Below are 19,577 nucleotides of genomic sequence, written 5' to 3'. Positions count from 1 at the left end.
TCATTTTTTAGGAGCTCTTTCTTTTACTGTAAGCTCCGCATCCTGTAATTTTCTTCCTAATGTATCATCTACTGCTACTTTTAATAAATCTTTCTCCAGGTTCAATACAAAAAGTACCTGTGCGTAAGAGCCAAAGGCAACGCCAGGCATACCTTTTTCAATTGAAAGTAAGGTGGGTCGGCTTATGTTTGCCCGTTCAGCAACCTGCTCTGCACTTAACTTTCTTCGTAACCTGGCCAGTTTGATGTTTTCACCAAATTCGGCTAGTATTTTAGCCGTGGTAGGCAGTATTTGAAATCTATTTTTTTTCATAATGATAAATATATTTTACAAAAATAACAATTTTTGTAAATAATAATGTACATTATATAATGTTGTAACCTCTTCAGTTATGTAATCTTTATAATTTGGGAGTCTTCTAATCAATAGGCATGAAAAACAAAAGAAAAAAGTTGAAAGATATCCTGAATGAGGACGAGTTAATGCTGACCGAAGAGGATGTCAATATGGAGGAGTTCAGTTGCCTGTTACCAAGAACAGAAGTCCGAGCTAAGTGCTATATGGAGAAACCCATTTTATTGAGGTATCAATATAAACCGTTTGCTTGACGAGCCCGCAAAGGGGAATTGGGAACCCCTTGTTACTAAACAGACTTTAAGGTCCAGCAACTGCTGGAGAACAACCATTCGGGGTATCAACACAAAAAGGAGAACGTAAATAGGCCTTTATTGCGATTATTAAAATGCAATAATTGTTTCTGTAAGTCCAATAATAAGTCGTAAAAAGTGATAAAAATAGAAGCACACGAAAAAGAACGAGATTGAAAAAAGGGTTTTAAACCTGTTCGGAATAGAGACTGCCGTGTAATCTATTGTGAGATTATCCTATATAGGGGAAAGGTAAAATCACTTAACATTAACAAATAATACTATTTATAATTCATAATTAGTCAAAAAAGTGTCTACATAAAATTGAAATGAAGTAATAGAAATTATTCTTTCGGTAGTGAGTTGTATGTTGATGATGTTGGTAAGTTCATCAGAAAGTTCTTCGAGTGTTTTAAATGTTTTATTGGTAATAAAGGATTTGATAAATTTCCAAACAAGCTCTGCGGGATTAAGTTCCGGACTGTAGGGGGTAAAAAAATAAGGATGATATTATCAGGCACCTGAAGTCTTTTGGCTTTATGGAAAGCACCATTGTCCAAAATCACAAATTGCAGTTCTTGTGGTTTTTGTACAGAAAGTTGTTCTAAAAAATATTGGAACATATCGGTATTACAATAAGGAAGTTCTAACAGCATGCTATCGCCTGTGATGGGCGAGAAAGCACCGAAAAGATATGTGTTGTCAAACTTATGCTGATAAGGACATATAGGCTGTATGCCCCTTGCTGTAAGTATCCTGCCTACCCGGGTAAATAACCCAAATCTACTTTCGTCTTGAAAATATAAGTTGAAGGATTTATACTTATTGTCTTTATTTTTAATGTGTTTTTGAAGTGCTGATGGGAGTTTTTTTAAAAGTCTCTACGGCTTGTTCGTCTTTGTTAACGTGGCTTTTACGAGCAGTCTTTAGCTTTGCGCCAAATTTTTGTTGCACATGTTTTAAAACAGTGATGTACTTGATGTTTTTGACATAGTGCTCGTCCACCCATTGCTGTAATTCTTTATAACTGCGAAAACCCTCCTTAGGGTTGGTAAGCCTTTTCTCTATAGCCTTATGTGTGGCAGCATCTATCACTTCTCTGCGTTTGCCACCTTGGTTGTGTTGCAGGATGGTGGCTATACCGCCAATTTCATAAAGTTTGCGCCAGGCTGTAATACTGTTGTGATTAACACCCACCTGCTGAGCCAACTCATATTTGGTCAGCATCGTTTTGCTTTGCTTCATCACCAGCAACATCTGCACTCTCGGGCGTATTCTGTTGCTCGCATTTTTAAAGTAACCTTTCAGCTCCGGGAGGCTTTCTTTCACCAATAATTCTTTTGCGTTTCCATGACGCAAAAATATCTTATTTTAGACTATTTATGAAATATATTTTGTATAAAAGACCGAATCCCTTCTTAATAACAATTGATTATCAATTATTTAATTTGCTGTCAAAAAATAAAAAACGAAAACCAAGGTTGCTTTTTAATTTTTATGTGAGATTTTCCTATATAGGAAAAAATTGGTAGAGCGGACCGGAAAATTAGCGAACTCTGTTGTTGAAGATTTTTTGAAATTTTGTGAATTGCCGGACTGCCAAAATAGCGGTATTTAAAGTATGGGGTTTTCATTTTAGGTCATCAAAATGAAGTGCCCTTGAAAAGACAAACGTGAGCTGTTATAACTTATCCCATTTGGACATTTCTCGTTCTTTCACACTGTCTACTATTTTAGCATACACCTGGGTTGTTTTTAGATTTGTGTGGCCTAGCAGTTTACTAACCACCTCGATGGGAATACCAAGGGTAATCGATATTGTGGCAAAGGTATGTCGAGCAACATGACAGGTAAGCTTTTTGGGTATATTATACCGCCGGCCTATCTGCTTAAGTATGCGATTAGTTACTTTGTTACAGTAAACACGAAATATACTATTAAATGGATTGTTTTGACTACTGATAAGTATTAGCTTTGCTCTTTGCGTTAGTGGTATATTTACAAGATAGCCTGTTTTATGCATTTTAAGCTGAATACTGTTTTCAAGAACCGAAGAGTAATTGAGTGTTTTTAAATCGGAATAACGTAGGCCCGTATAACATGCAAATAAGAAGTAACGAAGAATCTCTCTTTCTTTTGCATCTGCAACCTTATTTTGCCAGTAAGCTTCGGATAATCTGCCGAGTTCTTCTCTAGTTAAAAAATCTCGCTTGCCATCTACCTTTTTGATATTTATGTATCGGAATGGATTTTGTTTCATATAGCCATACCGCATGGAAATATTTGCGAAAGTTCTAAGTGATCGTAAACTTTTGCTGGCTGTGTTTTCGTTGTTACCGAGTACTCGCAGCATATAGTGGTGATAGTCATTAATGAATTTTTCCGTAATATCAGCGAAGGCGATTCTCTTTTTAAATTTCAACAGTTTGGTAATTTGTGATTTATAGCTCCACCAGGTCTCTAGCTTTAGACGTGATCTATTTTGGTTCAGATAGTTGAGTATGTAATCAGTAAAACTCTCTCCAGACTGTCCCACTGAAAGCATATAGTCTTTGAACTGACCCAAGGTTAAAGGCGTGTCTTCCTGAATAAAGTGATCCAGCACATATTTCAAGGCTTTTTTATCAAAGGCATCCAGAATAGCATTATATTTTTCATGGGCCCGATTTTTCTTTTTTACCCGCTGCTTTTGTTCGGACCAATCATCTTTTTGTAAGGCTACGGAGGTGGCTATTTCCGTTTTTTTACCCTGTTTGAACGCTCTGATATATACAGGGTGAAGTCCCGACCTGTTGGTTTCTGGTTTTAAAATGAAGCTGTATGAAATCTTTGTATTCATATTATTGAAGTATTTATGAAGTGTAATTTATCAATTTACTTCAAACCAAAGTACGGAGAAGCCTGCACTGCAAGGATTTGCAACATTTTTAGCGTATTTCCCTGGTGATAGGAAATCCATTTCCTCTGAAGCAGAATGCAGGCAAAAGTTTTCAGGGTAGCATTGTGCTGGGAAAGGGCTTTGTGTTAAGCCCAGAAGAAGCTGAAGCGCTTATTGCCAAAGATCTGCGTAATAAGGACGTACTTTTCCCGTACCTGAATGGAGATGACCTGAATAACAATCCCGAGCAGAAAGCATCTCGTTGGGTGATTAACTTTTTCGACTGGAGTGAAGAAAGGGCGCGCACCTATCCGGATTGTTTCGAGATTATAGAACGCCTAGTGAAACCAGAAAGACAGCGTTGGAAAGTTGACGAAAATGGAAAGGAACTGGTTGGAACCTATGCTTTACGAAAGCCTTTACCACAAAAGTGGTGGATTTATGGAGAGAAGCGCCCAGCCTTGTACGAGACTATTTCTCAGTTAGACCAGGTCATGGCAATCAATCGAAATACAAAACATTTACTGCTAGATTTTCAACCCAGCAGAAATATTATATTTACGGATTCGATTGTTGTTATAGCGTTCGAAACATATTTTGATTTTGCTATTTTATCATCTGTTGTGCATGAAGTATGGGCTTGGAAGCATAGTTCTACAAAGGGTTCTGCAACCCTGAGGTATTCCGGAGGCAAGGCGTTTGAAGCATTTCCTTTTCCTAGTAGAAATAATAATGCAGATACTGTTAGACTTGCACAGTCCCTAAGCGACTTTAGAAAATCAATAACTGCAAATAATCAAATTGGCCTAACGGATTTATATAATTTAGTTCATAGTCAATCATACAATGGCGACCTAGAAGACTATTTAATCCAGATTCGACAAATCCAAATTGCTATCGACAAAGATATTATAAAGGCTTACGAGTGGGAAGATATTCAATTAAGGCATAATTTCTATGAGTTGGAATATTTACCTGAGAATGATCGTACCCGTTTTACAATACATCCTGACGCCCGAAAAGAAATACTAAAACGTCTTTTACAATTGAACCATGAGCTACATCATAATTAGATTGACCATCAAGAAGACAACAAATTTATCCGAACTTATCAACTATTGATTAATTTGTAGCTAAGATTAATTAAAAAATATTGAGAGCGCTTTTGTTTAACTTATTCGCCAAAGAAGGTTAAGTATGTAAACTCTGTCTGTGATTTAATTCTAACAATCTTTTGAGCACCTCTTTCCGGGCGTCAGGATGTATTGTAAAACGGGTACGATCATTTTCGGGAAGATAATCCAATTCGTAAAAGTCATGTAATAGATTTATATCCTCCCAGCCATAAGCTTGCAAGACCGTCTTATCTAGTTTGACTTGTAAGGATCGTAATTCTTGTATAAACGTCACAACTTCATTAAATGTAATGCCATTTAAACGTTGTAGATGTTTCCTAAGCCATAAAGAATCTTTGCCAAATTTTTTTTCAAAGTCTTTATCTGAAAAATACTCAATATCATTTATTTGCTTTAAAGAATCATCATGAACTAAATTATAAGCTTTTGTTAGTCCGATTTGGGTGTCTTGTAACAGCTTCTTTCGGAAATTATAATATTGAGTGCTGATCTGCATTAACACAGGGTCCTCTTGGTTATGAAACTGTAAAAAAGGGAATGTTTCAAAAACGTTTCCAGGTGTATAATTCAAATCTGATTTCATTGTTGTACAATATTTCCAAGCCCATATATTATGAAGTGTGGATTGCATAACACCAAAAATTGAGAATTGCTCATTATTAAATACAACAAGTGCATCTGCAAAAACTGTATTACGATCAACAAAACACATCGCAAGCGTTTTGCTTATTCTAGCAACCACCATGACCTGGTCTAACTGAGATATAGACCTATATAAGGCACTTGCTCTTTCTGCATGTTGCCACCACTTTAGAGCGCGCGCCCCTCTTAGAGCAAAGACGCCTACTATCTCATTTCCATGCTCATCTAATTTCCATCGCTGTCTTTCTGGTTTCACTAGGCGTTCTATAATCTCGAAACAATCCGGATAGCTACGAGCTTTCTCTTCCGGCCAGTCAAAGAAATTGATTACCCAACGAGACGATTGCTGCTGTGGGTCATTGTTTAGGTCGTCACCATTCAGATAGGGAAATAAAACTTCTCTATTTCGCGGATCTTTGGCAATAAGCGCCTCAGCCTCATCTGGCGAGAGTATGAAGCCCTTTCCCAACACAATGCTGCCTTGAAAACTTTTGCCTGCATTCTGCTTCAGAGGAAATGGATTTCCTATCACCAGGGAATCATCCAGATAGGGAGTAATGGTTTGTACCTCTTTGTTGTCCAGGAAGTACTTTTTGTTCCAGGCTCTTTTGGTAATGGTCACCAGCGATACTTCTACGGCAGCTTCACCCGGCCAACGCATACTTCTTACGGCATGGTTAATAGCGCCGCCTCTTTCTTTAATAACGTCCAGGCCACCTTCTCTGGCCTTACCTTGTGCAATGGTATTGGTAGAGATAAGGGACTGGAATCCGTCTTTTTTTATTATACTGAATATGCGTCTAAAAAAATAGGTAACCAGATCCACGGCGCCAATTGGGGCATATTCGTATTTGATAAATTCCAGGAAGGCGTCACCAAAGGTACCGGTCAGTTTTTGACCGCCTAAAAACGGCGGATTACCCAGAATGCAGTCAAATCCACCTTCGCTAAATACTTCTGGAAACTCGATGAACCAGTGAAAGAAATGGTGCTCCTGGGCTGCTACGGTGGCTCTGGCTACCTGCGTGCTTTGCCAACTCTTATACCCGCTTAGGATAAGCCTGTATTCTGCATCTGTAACGAATTTTTCTTTGTTGCTTGTGGTTTTTGGAATGAAAAACTGAGCTACCTGCAGATCGGCAAGGGCTTTCAGGAAAATATATCCTTTACCGTCAATGAATTTTTTATAGGCTTTTACTTTACGGGCAATTTCTTCAGGACTAGTTTCCGGCAATCGACTAAAGGCTTTATATTCTGCCATGGATTCCTGTAATGTAGTATCCACCTGCTGATCAATGGTCAACTGCTGTGCGGTATTGCTCGCGTTGTATTTTTTTCGTTCTTGCTTGTTCTTTTTTAATAAGGCGGCGGCAATTTCCTTTTCGTCGCCGGCAAGAGTTTTAAACGCCTCGTCTGCGATACCCTTTTCCAATTCTTCCCTATGTGCCAGGCCCAGGATAGCATCGCCGCATTTGATGTGGTGATCCAGGAAGTTGAGGGGTTGTCCCGGCTCATGGGCTTCGAGCCACATGGCCACTTTACAAAGCTCTACCGCCAGCGGATTTTTATCTACTCCATAAATGCAATGCCGGATCGCATCGCCAATAGCATGACGCAATACGGATGGCGATGGCTGGTCTTCTCCGCTGCGAATACGCGCCAGCTCGAAGCCTATCTTCCTGGCGGCAGATAACAATATATGCCCGCTGCCGCAGGCAACATCACATATTTTCAGGGACAATAACGCGGCTTCAGGGTTGGAGACTTTTAATCGTTCTTGTATCAGGTGTTCCAGGGAGTGCTGTATCAGTGGTTTTACCAGTTCTTCCGGTGTGTAATGGCTGCCGCTATCCCGTCGCCCGCTGCCCGCTTTAAAGATAAAGGTCCCTGCGCTGAAATCAGGTTCGTATTCCAATAGCCCTTCATACACGGAACCAAACTCTTCTACATCCAGGTCTGCATAGTTTACCCTTACCCATTGGCCAGTCGCGTTTTTAAATGTGGTGAGCCGGCGTAGTATGCTTAGCAGGTGCTGGTTGCTCAGCATCTGCCCGGTAAGGCTGCGCAGCGCTTCGGGGGCAAATAATCCAGAACCTAAGGGTGCAATACCCAGTGTCTTTCCGTATTCTTTATGCTCAAAAAGTGCAAAACAGGTTTGGAGCGATAGCCAGAGATCATTTTTTTCGGGCTCTACGAATACTTTTTTACCTGCTAAAGCGGTAATACGTTGTACGCTATAATTCGCGTAATAGATTTTGCGTAGGGCTTCCAGTTCCGCATCCCTGGTTTCAGGATAAACCAGCTTCCGGTCTTCAATAACCATTAAAAAAAGAATGCGATAAATCAACCGAAGATTGCTGATGTAATAGTCTTTTGCGGTTATTGCATGCGCTGCTATTGCCTGTCGCAGGCTTTCGTTGGCCTGATGCTTCAGAAAACTATTTGCAATTTCCTTGATGGATTGCTCTACAGCTTCGCTTAGCTTTTCCCGGATGCGGCTGCCATGGGCAAGGGCTTCCTGGTGGTAATACTCAAGTATGCTATCGGCACCGGTATCCATTTTCTGCGGCATACGGCTGGCATGAAGCAAGCGAAACAGCAGCGCAAATTCTGCATATAGCTGCTCCTCCATGATTTGCTCCAGGTTGAATTCCAGATAACTGAAACGACTTAAGCGGGTAGCATCTCTCAGTAATCGTAAAAATTTACCATTACTGACCAGGGCATACAGATGTTCCTGGTTATTCAGGTATTCCTGGGTGAGGGCATGGGGCGAAAGCCGTGGCCCGCCGGTTTCGGAACGTTTATCTAATGATTGCTGCACGCCCACTATATGTATGGGGAATCCATCTAGGTTAGTCGCTCGGTGACTGATCGCATAGGTTTTATTATTGAGGGTTTCTGCCGTGGCGCTGCTCAATTCAAAACCTAACAGGTTCATTAACGGCAGCATCCAGTATTTCCTGGTGTCGGAGGTGCCGGAATCTGTTTCTGAAAGCTGTTCTTTCTTCTTTTTAAATACTTCCCAGTGTGACAGAGCCAGGGACCAGGCTATACTGATCTCGTCTCTTACGGGTGTATGAGCGCTTAGCTTAAAATCTTTCGCAGCCTGGAACCGGATGTCTTCTGTCCGTATTTTATCCAGCACTTCGCTGCTGATCATGTTTCCTTGTATATGAATAGCGGAAAATGTCATGGTTACAGGTCTTGGGGTTTTGGCATTAAAAGGTATACTCCCATTACATCAGGGGGCAATACCGGGGTAGCTTTCTCATACCGCCGGCCGCCTACCAGTGTTTTAAAGCGGCCATGTGCGGCCACCAACTGATCGGCGCGCAGGTTAGCCAGCTCCATAAATTGCGGTTTTAGGCTCTCGAAGCGTTTCAGTTCCATAGCAATATCCTGCTGCTGTCGGTCAAGGGAAAGGTTGCTTAAACTTTGTGCATGCAGCAGCAGGTTTTTTGCAGTTGCAAAGTCAAGTGTTTCCATCTTAGTATCGGCGCTTTTGTAGCCCCATAGGTACATTTCTTCTGCTATACTTTCTCTTGCGGCATTTACTTCTTTGATCACGTTGCGTACCCGGAACATAACGAGTACCGTTTTGGTATTTACGCTATTGGTTTGCACTTCGCATACCCTGGCTATTTTACCATAGCTATCTCTTGGTTCAAAGGATAGCGCTATGAGAAACTGGCAGAGCAATTCTGTAAATTTATGATTGCGACCTACATAAGTATATCCTTTGGGGGTAGGTGATGAAAAGCTGATTTTGACCAGGGACGGATCTTTAAAGCAAGCTTGTATGTGGGTAGGTAAATTATCCAATTGCAGCCTATACCCATCTGCTCCGTCCGGTTGGCAAACGCCACCCAATTGCTGTATTGCTCCGCTTACAAAATGTTCCAGGGTTTGTAAGTCTCCGATCGCTTCATCCACCTGCAGCAAGTCGGTTTTAATGGCCTCCTGGTCGATGGTTTCGTGCGCAAAAATACTGCGTATATTTTCTCCTCGTTTACGGGCCTGTTCCAGTTCGTTTGTAATGACCTCCTCCGTATCCTGGAAAAGCTGTTGTTGGGTAGCGCCATGTTTCCGGTCGCTGCGTAACAGTCTTTGCGCGGCTTCGGTCATAATGGATTTGCTTTCTGCACCAATAGTAATGGAAACGCCGGTTGAACGTTGTATTTCTCTTACTTTGCGGATGAGCACTTCGAGAATGAACAGGTCCATTTCATTATTCTCTCCGTACAATATATATGTTTTTACGGTTGGAGCCGCTTGTCCAAAACGGTCTACACGGCCTTCTCGCTGTTCAATACGATTGGGGTTCCAGGGAAGGTCGTAATGTAGTATGGCGGTAAATTGCTCCTGAAGATTGATTCCTTCACTTAAACAGTCCGTAGCTACGAGCACCCGGCGATCCGAGCGGGACATGATTTCAATTCGCTCGCGACGTTGTTCATCGGCCAGCTCGGAGGTGATAGCTTCTATGTGTACATGCTTTGGCAGGGCTAATTTTAGCTTTTCAGCAACATAGTTTGCAGTAGGAATGTAGTGGCAAAATATAATAGGATCAAATCCTTCTTTCAGCCATTGCTTTATCAGTTTTATGGTCGCGTCTATTTTTTGATCGGATTGGGCTTGGTATAGCGCTTCTGCCTGCTGGTATAGCTCTTCTACATTTGCTTTTTCTGCTGTGGTGGAAGCGATTGCTTCTACCAATTCCTGGCGGGGCATATCTTCGACCTGTTCCAGGTTCTCGAAAATACTAAGACTGCTTTCTGTACTTGCTGTCCAGTCGTTCAGGGAAAGGGTATCCAGCTTTTCTTTACGTTTTTGCAACATTTCTACGGCCATAGCCGGACTACTCATGGCGCCTTTTATTAGGGAAATCGCCGCCCAGGAACGTAATAGCTTGGTCTGCTCATTTTGGGTTTGTCCCGCAGAAATACCCCTTGCAAACTGTAACAAGCTATTGTAGAAGTATTGATACTCGTTACTTAAGGCAAAACCTACTTCTTTGGAATCTCTTTCTGGGAAGCTGGTGTCTTCATTGAGCCAGTGGCGAATGTTTTTGCGCTTACGCTGTATGTAATGCCGGGCAATCTTTTCTCTTTGTTTTTGTTCCAGCTTATCAAACTGCAGCCCGTCGAATTCAGGTCTGAGCAATCCCAGCAAGGACGCAAATTCCTTGTCCTTTCCACTATGTGGGGTGGCAGTAAGGAGTATCAGTTGCCGGTCGTTGTTTTTAGCTATATCATTTAATAAAAAATGCCGTTGCTGCTGTGTCTTGCTCTTTGACCCCTCTGGCAAGGCACAGGTATGCGCTTCATCAACAATTACAAATTCCGGACAATCGTTTAAAAAAATACCCCGTCGTTTGTCAGCTTTGATATAATCAATGGATATTACCTGGAAAGGTATGTGATAAAAAACACTTCTGTCGTCAGGCAATTGCCTGTCCAGCATAGCGACAGTGCTGGATCGTATAATCTCGGCTTCAATATCCAGTTTGTCTTTTAATTCCTGCTGCCATTGCTCACAAAGATGGGGCGGGCATATAACGGCAAAACGCTTTACTTCACCGCGCTCCATAAACTCTTTCAGGATAATAAGCGCTTCTACTGTTTTCCCGATACCCACATCATCCGCAATCAAAAGCCGGGTGGTTTCCTGCCGGAGCGCCATCACCAGAGGCACCAACTGGTAAGCCCTGGGCCGGAAGGAAAGCTTGCCCATGCAACGAAAAGGACCGGCAGCATTGCGAAAGGATAAGCGAAAGGCGTCATAGAGCATTTTGGCCGTATGAAACGATCCGATATCGGTTGCCTGTGGTTCCGGAAACCTAGCCGAGGTCACTTTTTCAGAAGGCAGTTGTAATGGCAGATAAATTGCAGTTGTTTCTTCTTCGGAACCGCCCAAGGGGCGTATGCAAAGCAGGTCATCATTGTCGGATGGAAGTACCATCCAGTCTCTTTGGCGATAATGCACCAGGGTGCCGGGCTTGTGTTCGGTTGTCGCGGGCATTTTATCCTTGTTTTTTGAAAATGTCTTTCCGTGTATTAATAAAATCTTCTATTGGCGTTTGATAATGCCATACGAGTACGTCATAACCCGCATCTTTGAGCAGATTCCGTTTATGGGCGTCTTGTGACTGAACTTCGGCTTGATCGTGCACACTTCCGTCACAAAAGATCAACACAGGTCCATTTGTAGTATTGTAGATAAAGTCTGCGCTGATGTAGAAATCTTTCATATTTACTTGTGCTTTATGAGGCAGCGCCAGCTTATGTTGGTAGAGATGCTTTAACAGTGGAAGCTCGGAATGGCTATTTCTGTCATAGGCTTGTAGCAATGCCTGGTATTGCTGTTCATAGTCATTACCATCATTCAACTGCGATACTTCACAATCCATCAGGTATTCGAGAGGCTCTTTTATAGCGTGCCGGTCCAGGATATCATGATGACGCTGATTGTAGTAGGATAACAAATCTTCGTAGGAAGCGCGGGGCAATGTTTTCCCATGAGCCGTTTCCGTGCGTGTTTCCGGGTCAAAGTGCATAGCTTTATACGCTGTCGTAAACAGTTCTTTTAGTTGTACGGGTTCTGTTATCAATTGCGATAATATGCCCAGGCTGCCTTGCGCTGCTTCATAGATAAGCAGGTTAGGGGCATCAGGGTGTCCCATAATACTGATCCCTATTTCGCTGCTTTCTACCTGGTATTGGAGTTCAATAGCCCGTTTTAATGCATAGCTTAAACTGATGATCTGTTCCGGCTGTAATTTTAAATTGGCAAGGGGCTGCAAGTATAAAGTATCTGCTGTTTCTTTTACAAAGAGTAATACATCACTTTTAGCGGCAAGCGTATCTGGGTCTTCCAGATCCTTTTGAGTTAGCCACTTACCGTTTCGGGTATCCAGCGCAAATCCTTCTCTGGTGGCGCGTTTTGCCTGCCGGTTGAGTGAAATAAGATCGGTGGACTGGCCATAAATCAACTTTAGCAATGCTGCCCCTGCTTTTTTGACAACAGTTTCTTTGCAATGTTCTATACCCGAAGCATAATGGAAGTATTCCTCTATTGTATATCCTTTGGAAGAACGCTCTTCTTCAATACAAGATATCCGCTCTCTGGGCCGGGCTTCGGTCTCACTTAATTCAATGAGCGTATTTTTATACTCCATATTGTTCCCTTTTAATTCAATATGGGTTATTGGGTCATTATTGGCCCATTCGGCTTCATCATCCAGAAAAGCATAGCCGGTATCATGAGAGATTTTTATTTTTCGTTGCTGCTCTTTCGGGTTGAGCAAGTTCATCCGGTTTACTTCGTACTTACTGCCATTGTGATACAGTATATTTTGCGGGGCAAACTCTCTAAGCGCAACACCTTTGGCTCGGGAAATATATTCTCCCTGGCCGGCATGTTTATAGCCTACAAAAGTCCGCACTGGCAAGCGGGTAAAATTATAACCCGGCAAAAATCCTTCAGCGGCCAGGTAGCGAAAAACATAAAATTCTGATTCGCTTCCGATTTCTTTGTTTGTGGTTAACAGCTCCTGTTGGTTTAAGCCCGCAGCATGTCTTCTTTTGGCATCTTTATATAAATCGCTGTCTTGCTTAATAGTAATATCATCCAGGATGGCACGTGCTTCGGTTATCATTTTCCGGGCGGCCTTGTACAAATAGATCCAGCGATCAAAGGCATTAATAAATCGATCTTTAAAAGAGTGGATTCGTTGGTCGAGCCAGTTATCGGTATACCACCAGGTTTTGCTCAAAGCCGGGGCAATGGTTTGGAGCACCTTTTTAAATTCGGTAATCCAGGTGTCTTGTTGCCTATGTATGCGGTGTTCTATATCTGCTATAATGCCTGGTTTTACCGTAATGAGCTGATCGTTACTGGTATCCAGCAAGTCTGATACGGATGCGCGCATTTCTTTAAGCGCCAGCTCCATAAGTATATAGGCATTGAAATGACTGCTCAGCAACTCTTCATTTGCCAGGTCAATGCGCGGCGGGACTACAGAGCCTGCTACCATTTTGCCTGCGTCTTTGAAGTAGTTCTGGTCATGCGGAGACCATGCGGAGCAATAGGTAATGACCAGGGCCATTTGCCCGCTACGGCCCGCACGGCCACTCCGTTGTGCATAGTTAGCGGGATTCGGCGGCACATTACGCATATGCACAATATTGAGATTGGCAATATCGATCCCCAATTCCATGGTTGGGGAGCAGTATAGGCTGGCCAATTTACCGGTTCTGAAATCTGTCTCCCGGTTGATACGGTCTTGTGCGCTGAGCTGCCCGGTGTGTTCGCGGCCCATAAGCTCGCGGCCAAATTTTTGAAAATCGGTCTGGTAAAGTGTCTGGAAAAAAGGGTTAGGTGATAGATTCAGCGGTCGGTAGGCATTCATACGGGTATGATCTGTAGCTACGGTGCTTCCGTCACCCGGCTTCCACCTCAAGCAGTCCGAACGCAGTAAATAACCATTGATCATACCACGCTCGCCCCGCAGGTTCTCCTTTCGTATAAGAAAAGTAGTATTGACTAATATATCGCAAAGCTGTTCAATATAATCGCGGAACTGACTTTGATTTAGCCAGGGAATATCGGCTTCTCTAAACTCACGTTTGAAAAATTTACCAATACCGGAACGTGCGCCCATCGATGCAAAGTAAACACCTCTTTGGGTGCTGCGTCCAGGCTTCATTGAAACCATATATGTAGGACGGTCTATCTTTTCATTATGATCCAGTGCCCAGAGTTTATTTTCATTCAGACGGTTGCGCAACAGGTTTTCTGCTTCCGTGATTTCATCAATCAGCAAGCGATGATGGATTGAAAAATTGGTTCGGAAATAGTTCAGGAGCTCGGTCAGTATATATTGTCTTTTTTCCGGTGTAGCCTGATCCAGTAACTGTATGCCCTGGAATTTCCCATCCATTGTACTCAGCTTATCCAATCTATTATAATCTATTTTTAATAAAGCTGTTTGCTCCAAGTTAGGCAAGGTGTAACGCCAACCCTTTTTCAGATCTTGGAAAATGCGTATAAGAATATAAGTGCAGATAGCTTTTTCGTTTTCCTGCTCCGGGAAATCAGGATCTTTGCCGATGAAATTAGGGTTAGCATAATCTGCCTCCTTTAATTTTAACTCATCCAATACCCGCTCTGCGATATTATTGATATCCAAGCCATTTATATTTTTTTGCGTTGCTTGATACAAGCCAGCCCGCAGGCGGACTGTAGCAATAAAATCGTTAAAGTGCCCGGCTTGTAAAGCAGCATCCTGCCGATTGTCGGTAAAACTAAGCAGTTTCTGATCGGGTATTTCCTCCTGTTGTTTCAGTAGGGATTTTACGATGCTGTACGACATAATGGTAGTGGCGGTACCACGACCTTCATGCCCTAGGCTCATCAATTTTGTATTTTCATTGGTTTTCGAATCTTCGTAAAATATGCCCGCTGTTGGATCTACCCGGAGTTTTACCGGCAGATAATAACCCTTTAACGGATAAAGAGGCTGATGCGAGTATTGGCCCGCAGAATTAAAATATACCGGTTGTGGCATATGCCATTCATAATACGATGAAAATTCAGTACCGGCATTATTCAGCCAACTCTCAGGTGCCAGATCCAATAGATTATCATCCCAGAATGCTTCACCCTCGTCCAGCAACAGGTAACCAAAACGGAGGTTGTGTTCATTGAGCTGATTACCCTTTAGTTCCTTTTGTGTGTATAGGGCCATCGGTGCTTCCGGGTTGCGCGGCATTAATACTTGGTTCTTTGTGTCCTTTTCCACACAAATAAAGTCGATGCCGGAGTAGCGGCTGAACAGCAGCGGGTAGAGTAATTTTTCCCCTTCTTCGTCTTTTACATAACGCCCGGACTGTATGGTGATCTTTCGCTGTGCACGCGATTCCAAGGTTACCGCTACCGTACTGGTTTGTGCAATAAACTGGTGGAAGCGAAAGGGAAGATAGGATTTGCGAAAAGGCCGGTTGCGTTCATTGAGCTTTTCTGCCCATTGCAAAAGATCTTTAATGGTGTTGCTAGCAAGTGTATCCTCAATTTCGGTAGCTGTCTTCAGTGCTTGCGCCATAGCAGGAATAGATCGGGGTACGCCGCGTTCCAGCTTGCCTTGATTATCCCATAAGGCTATATTCAGTTCCAGCCAGTTGCTAAGCGGGTGCTGCACAAAAACTGTTTCGTCCGCATTGGAATCAATACCGGCTATCACGGCTTTACGCAGTTCAATGGCATTGGGTTGGTTTCCTGCTGTACAGGTTCTTAACTGTTCGTCTATAATTTGTGCTGAAGCATAGGCGGCGCCGAATATTTTGGTAGCTACTGCGGCCACAGCTTGTTTTTTTTCTTCAGGAGAACCCTGTGATGCCATGGTGGCAGAGGTACCGATACAAATAAGCGGTTGCTCACAATGATTGTGTATCCTGCGGATAAGCATACTTACATCTGCACCCTGCCGCCCTTTATAAGTATGCAGCTCATCAAATACTAAATACTTCAGGCTTTTCTTTATCGAGGTGCGCAGCCAAGATTCGGATGCTCTTGTCATGATAAGCTCGAGCATCATGTAGTTGGTTAATATAATATCTGGTTCTTCTTGTTCTACGCGTTCCCTGTCTTCTCCTTTTTCCTGGCCAGTGTATTTGGCAAAGGAGACAGGGAATTCTAAATCTGAGGCCTTTTTATAATTGTCTGCATACTTCCTGATCTCTTCTTCCTGTGAGTTGATCAGGGCGTTCATAGGATAAACCAGTATTGCCTTTATCCCTTTTGATTTACCCGCGCCTGCGTTCAAGATATCATTGAATATTGTGGAGAGATAGGTGAGTGATTTTCCAGAACCGGTACCAGAGGTTACGACAAATCCTTTTCCTTCAATACCCAAACGTAGCGCTTCTACCTGGTGATGAAATAATCGGTAGTTACCAAGCGCCTGGGGTAGCTGGCTATTAATTTTACCATTACTTCCCCTGGCCAGGTCCGCTAACGATTGCCCCTCTACATAAGCCGGATTAAATTGAATGAGTGGTTCGGGAATAAATCCGGCTCCTTCAAATGATCCCCGCACTTCTTCCTGAATCCTTACGTCGGCAATGGATAAAAAAGATTTCAGGTAGCTGCGATAATCGTCAATGACACTATTGTGTGTTAAAAAGGCATCCATTTTACTATGCTAATTAATCAAATAATGCAAATTGTGAAAATTCATTATATTCTTTTAAAATATCTTAGGTTATCCGCGGATAATTTCTTAGAAGATTTTAAATATATAGAAAAATTAAACATTTTATAGCCGATAATTTTATTTTATCTTTCAAAAGATTTAATATTTATAGAGCTTCTTTACTGTGAACCAATATTGAATAAAACAGGATAAAGTTACGATACATCAACCCTAAATTTCTCAGTCAATGAAATCAGCCTATTTATATCTGCGTGTAAGTACAGATGAGCAAATGCGAAAAGGCTATTCCCTACCAGAACAGGAAGACCGGTTATTAAAATACTGTCAATTCAACGACATTGAGGTTAAAGATATTTTCCGGGAAGACTTTTCAGCTAAAAATTTCAATCGCCCTGAATGGAAGAAACTCATAGCTCAGATCAGGAAAAGTTCTGGCAAAGAATCCAATAATATATTATTTGTAAAGTGGGATCGATTCAGCCGTAATATTGAGCTTGGGTATGAGATGATAGGAATATTGAGGAAGTATCATACTACAGCAATGGCCATAGATCAGCCAATAGATTTTTCTGTTCCAGAAAGTTCCGTAATGCTGGCAGTTTATCTTTCAATACCGGAAGCAGAAAACGGAAGACGGGCATTGAACACAGCAAATGGTATTCGGAGAGCAAAACTATTAGGCCGATACCCCAGTAAAGCGCCTATAGGCTTTGTCAATCTAACTGCACCTGATGGCCGGAAATATATCGCCCCAAATCAGCCCGCCGCAGGAATTATTAAATGGTGCTTTCAACAGCTTGCGAAAAACTCTTTTACAATCGAACAGGTCAGAAGAATGGCTACTTCCAAAGGCTTAAAATGTTCGCGATCGAATTTTTGGAAACTAATCCGGAATCCGGCGTACTGCGGATTGATTATATGTTCATCAGAAGGTCATGAACAGCATTTGGTAACAGCGATACATGAACCATTGATATCTGAAAAATTGTTTTATGACGTACAAGCTGTTATTAATACCAGGAAAAGAGTTATGAGTACTTTGAACAAGGTGAAGGAAACTTTTCCCTTGGTGGGCTATCTGATCTGCCCTGTTTGTTCCCGAAAACTCCGCGGAAGTTATTCGGGGGTAGTAACCAGAAAATATCCCTATTATCATTGCTCAAGCCCTTGCAGAATAAGATTCAGAGCAGAGTTGATCAATAAAAATTATTATGAGAAACTACAGGATTTTGTTTTATCTGATGCCGCAATAGACTTATTAAGCCTCGTGTTAGAGGACACTAATACAAGCACATATAGGCTGAAATATTTGTATGATCGGACTGTATTGCTAAAGCAGATTGAAGAACAGGACACAATAATTTCCAAAGCAAGAAAACTGTTTGTTGCCGATAGGCTCGATTTTGATGATTTTCGTGGATTAAAAACGGAATACCAGGCGGTTTCCCAAATTCTCCAGAAGGAGTTCAACATATTGACCGATAAACTAAAAAGATTAAAGCAACAAACGCTGCAGGCAAAAAAATCCTTTGAAAATATTTTCCAGGGGTATCAATACATGGACGCAGCCGATAAAAGACAAATAATCAGTTTAATTCCTCCACGCAAAATTGATGCGCTCACTGGCAACATGTCAGTAGAACTGAATAGCACACTAACAAAAATAATGTATCCAAAATCTCAATATTATCAAAAATGAATAGTTCAGTTCGTAATCCTACTCATTTCACCGACCGGAGAATATCAACTGAGCGAGCTATTGCAATATTGGCTAAAAATGATATTCAGGTGAATCACAAGGAAGCAGCTTTGATATTGGATTTTTTTTACCATATCGCTCAATGTTATAGGAAGGGAGAAACATGCAAATCCTTAAGTGAAAATCGAACTAATGAAAAAGTAAGCTAATACCCTCTCCTATATCATTTTATGTCTTTTGTTGTAAAAAACGAGGGCGTTTAATTGGCATAAAATCTAACTGCCAACAGCTCAACTATAACTTAGTGGCATTCCATCAGTTAGTGGCATAAATAGACGAGATACATTTGGCATTGTATTTCGTTAAGTAGCCCGGACAAGAATCGAACTTGTATCTAGAGTTTAGGAAACTCCTATTCTATCCATTGAACTACCGGGCCATGGATGAACCGGGATCCCGGTCCTGTTAAAATGGGTGGCAAATATAATAAATTCGGATCAACAACTGCAGGAGAACATTTCCCCGGTTGCGGTTATCCGTACAGCTCAAAATGCACCGCCTTTTTGTCAAACCCCATTTCCACGATCCGGCGGCGGGCCTCATCGATCATATTCTTCCAGCCGCAGAGAAAAAAACTCGCATCTGCTTTCCCAGCGGAGTGTTCCTCATAAATGGCATGCACATAACCCGTTTTCCCTTCCCACTCCTCCCGCGACAAAGTGGGGATATAGTGAAAGTCTTCCAGCTCCAGGTTTTTCATTTCTTCATAATACAGCAGGTCCTGCTGCGTACGGCAGCCATAAATAAGATAAATATCCCTGTGGGGCACATTTTCCCATGCCAGCGTGTGCAGCATGCTTCTAAAAGGCGCGATCCCTGTACCTGTACATACCAGGAACAATTCCTGTTGTAACTGCTCTTCTTTTAATGTGAACACCCCCAAAGGCCCGCGAAACGTGACCTTGCTGCCTACTTCCCAGTTTTGAAACATATACGGCGTGCCCAGCCCATCTTCCACCAATACAATGAGCAGCTCATACACCGCCGTGCCGTCCGGGGCACTGGCAATGGAATAACTGCGCCAGCGTTTATTGGGCTTTTCATGGATGGGGAGGTCCAGTGTCACAAACTGTCCGGCCGTAAAATCAAAACGGTCCGTTTCATCCACCTGAATAAAATACCGCTTGGTATTATAGGTCTCATCAATGATATTGACAATCGTTCCTGTATGCCAAGTGAGGGACATAACGTTTTTCTTTGTAAGATAAATGAATTTTCAGTAAAACCCTTGCTGACGGGCACGAATTACCAACGCCACAATCCTTTTTCACCGCCCCGGGACTGCCTGGTTTACAATTAT

10 protein-coding genes and 1 tRNA gene are annotated in these 19,577 nt (G+C 42.2%); 2 read left to right on the top strand and 9 right to left on the bottom strand.

What is annotated here, in order from left to right; translation table 11 throughout:
- The 4 genes from B160_RS0106495 to B160_RS0106470 form a co-directional block, all read right to left on the bottom strand.
- Positions 1 to 312 carry a helix-turn-helix domain-containing protein gene (locus B160_RS0106495; protein ID WP_018627083.1) on the bottom strand — a complete coding sequence of 104 codons (312 nt, stop codon included), beginning with the start codon at positions 310 to 312 and terminating at the stop codon, positions 1 to 3.
- 679 nt (positions 313 to 991) lie between these two features.
- On the bottom strand, positions 992 to 1,489 hold the full coding sequence (locus tag B160_RS32530) for a transposase (protein ID WP_083927672.1): 498 nt from the start codon (positions 1,487 to 1,489) through the stop codon (positions 992 to 994).
- On the bottom strand, positions 1,485 to 2,006 hold the full coding sequence (locus tag B160_RS30470) for a hypothetical protein (protein WP_018627080.1): 522 nt from the start codon (positions 2,004 to 2,006) through the stop codon (positions 1,485 to 1,487). Before B160_RS30470 ends, B160_RS32530 begins: the two co-directional genes overlap by 5 nt.
- A 322-nt stretch (positions 2,007 to 2,328) precedes the next feature.
- Entirely contained in the window at positions 2,329 to 3,486 is a 1,158-nt protein-coding gene (locus tag B160_RS0106470; protein ID WP_018627078.1) for a site-specific integrase, read from the bottom strand.
- Positions 3,487 to 3,590: 104 nt separating this feature from the next.
- Between B160_RS0106470 and B160_RS0106465 the strand changes: the two genes are divergently transcribed.
- A complete protein-coding gene (locus B160_RS0106465; RefSeq protein WP_018627077.1) occupies positions 3,591 to 4,598 on the top strand; it encodes a type IIL restriction-modification enzyme MmeI in 1,008 nt (335 codons plus the stop codon).
- 118 nt (positions 4,599 to 4,716) lie between these two features.
- Here the strand turns inward: B160_RS0106465 and B160_RS28545 are convergent, their stop codons facing one another.
- The 3 genes from B160_RS28545 to B160_RS0106450 are packed head-to-tail and all read right to left on the bottom strand — an operon-like array spanning position 4,717 to position 16,497.
- A complete protein-coding gene (locus tag B160_RS28545) occupies positions 4,717 to 8,466 on the bottom strand; it encodes an Eco57I restriction-modification methylase domain-containing protein (protein WP_018627076.1) in 3,750 nt (1,249 codons plus the stop codon).
- 35 nt (positions 8,467 to 8,501) lie between these two features.
- Positions 8,502 to 11,327, bottom strand: a complete 2,826-nt coding sequence (locus tag B160_RS0106455) for a helicase-related protein (protein ID WP_018627075.1) — start codon at positions 11,325 to 11,327, stop codon at positions 8,502 to 8,504.
- A gap of 1 nt (position 11,328) precedes the next feature.
- On the bottom strand, positions 11,329 to 16,497 hold the full coding sequence (locus tag B160_RS0106450; RefSeq protein ID WP_018627074.1) for a DEAD/DEAH box helicase: 5,169 nt from the start codon (positions 16,495 to 16,497) through the stop codon (positions 11,329 to 11,331).
- A gap of 247 nt (positions 16,498 to 16,744) precedes the next feature.
- Here B160_RS0106450 and B160_RS0106440 point away from each other — a divergent pair, with 247 nt between their 5' ends.
- Positions 16,745 to 18,217, top strand: a complete 1,473-nt coding sequence (locus B160_RS0106440) for a recombinase family protein (RefSeq protein ID WP_018627072.1) — start codon at positions 16,745 to 16,747, stop codon at positions 18,215 to 18,217.
- 367 nt (positions 18,218 to 18,584) lie between these two features.
- On the opposite strand, the gene B160_RS0106435 is transcribed toward B160_RS0106440, so the two are convergent.
- Both B160_RS0106435 and B160_RS0106430 read right to left on the bottom strand, forming a co-directional pair.
- Positions 18,585 to 18,656 (bottom strand) — tRNA-Arg (locus B160_RS0106435).
- A gap of 93 nt (positions 18,657 to 18,749) precedes the next feature.
- Positions 18,750 to 19,463, bottom strand: a complete 714-nt coding sequence (locus B160_RS0106430; RefSeq protein WP_018627071.1) for a ferredoxin--NADP reductase — start codon at positions 19,461 to 19,463, stop codon at positions 18,750 to 18,752.
- Positions 19,464 to 19,577: the final 114 nt, after the last annotated feature.

The organism is Niabella aurantiaca DSM 17617 (assembly GCF_000374125.1).
GTDB classification, from domain to species: domain Bacteria; phylum Bacteroidota; class Bacteroidia; order Chitinophagales; family Chitinophagaceae; genus Niabella; species Niabella aurantiaca.
This window is presented reverse-complemented; position numbering and strand designations above follow the sequence as displayed.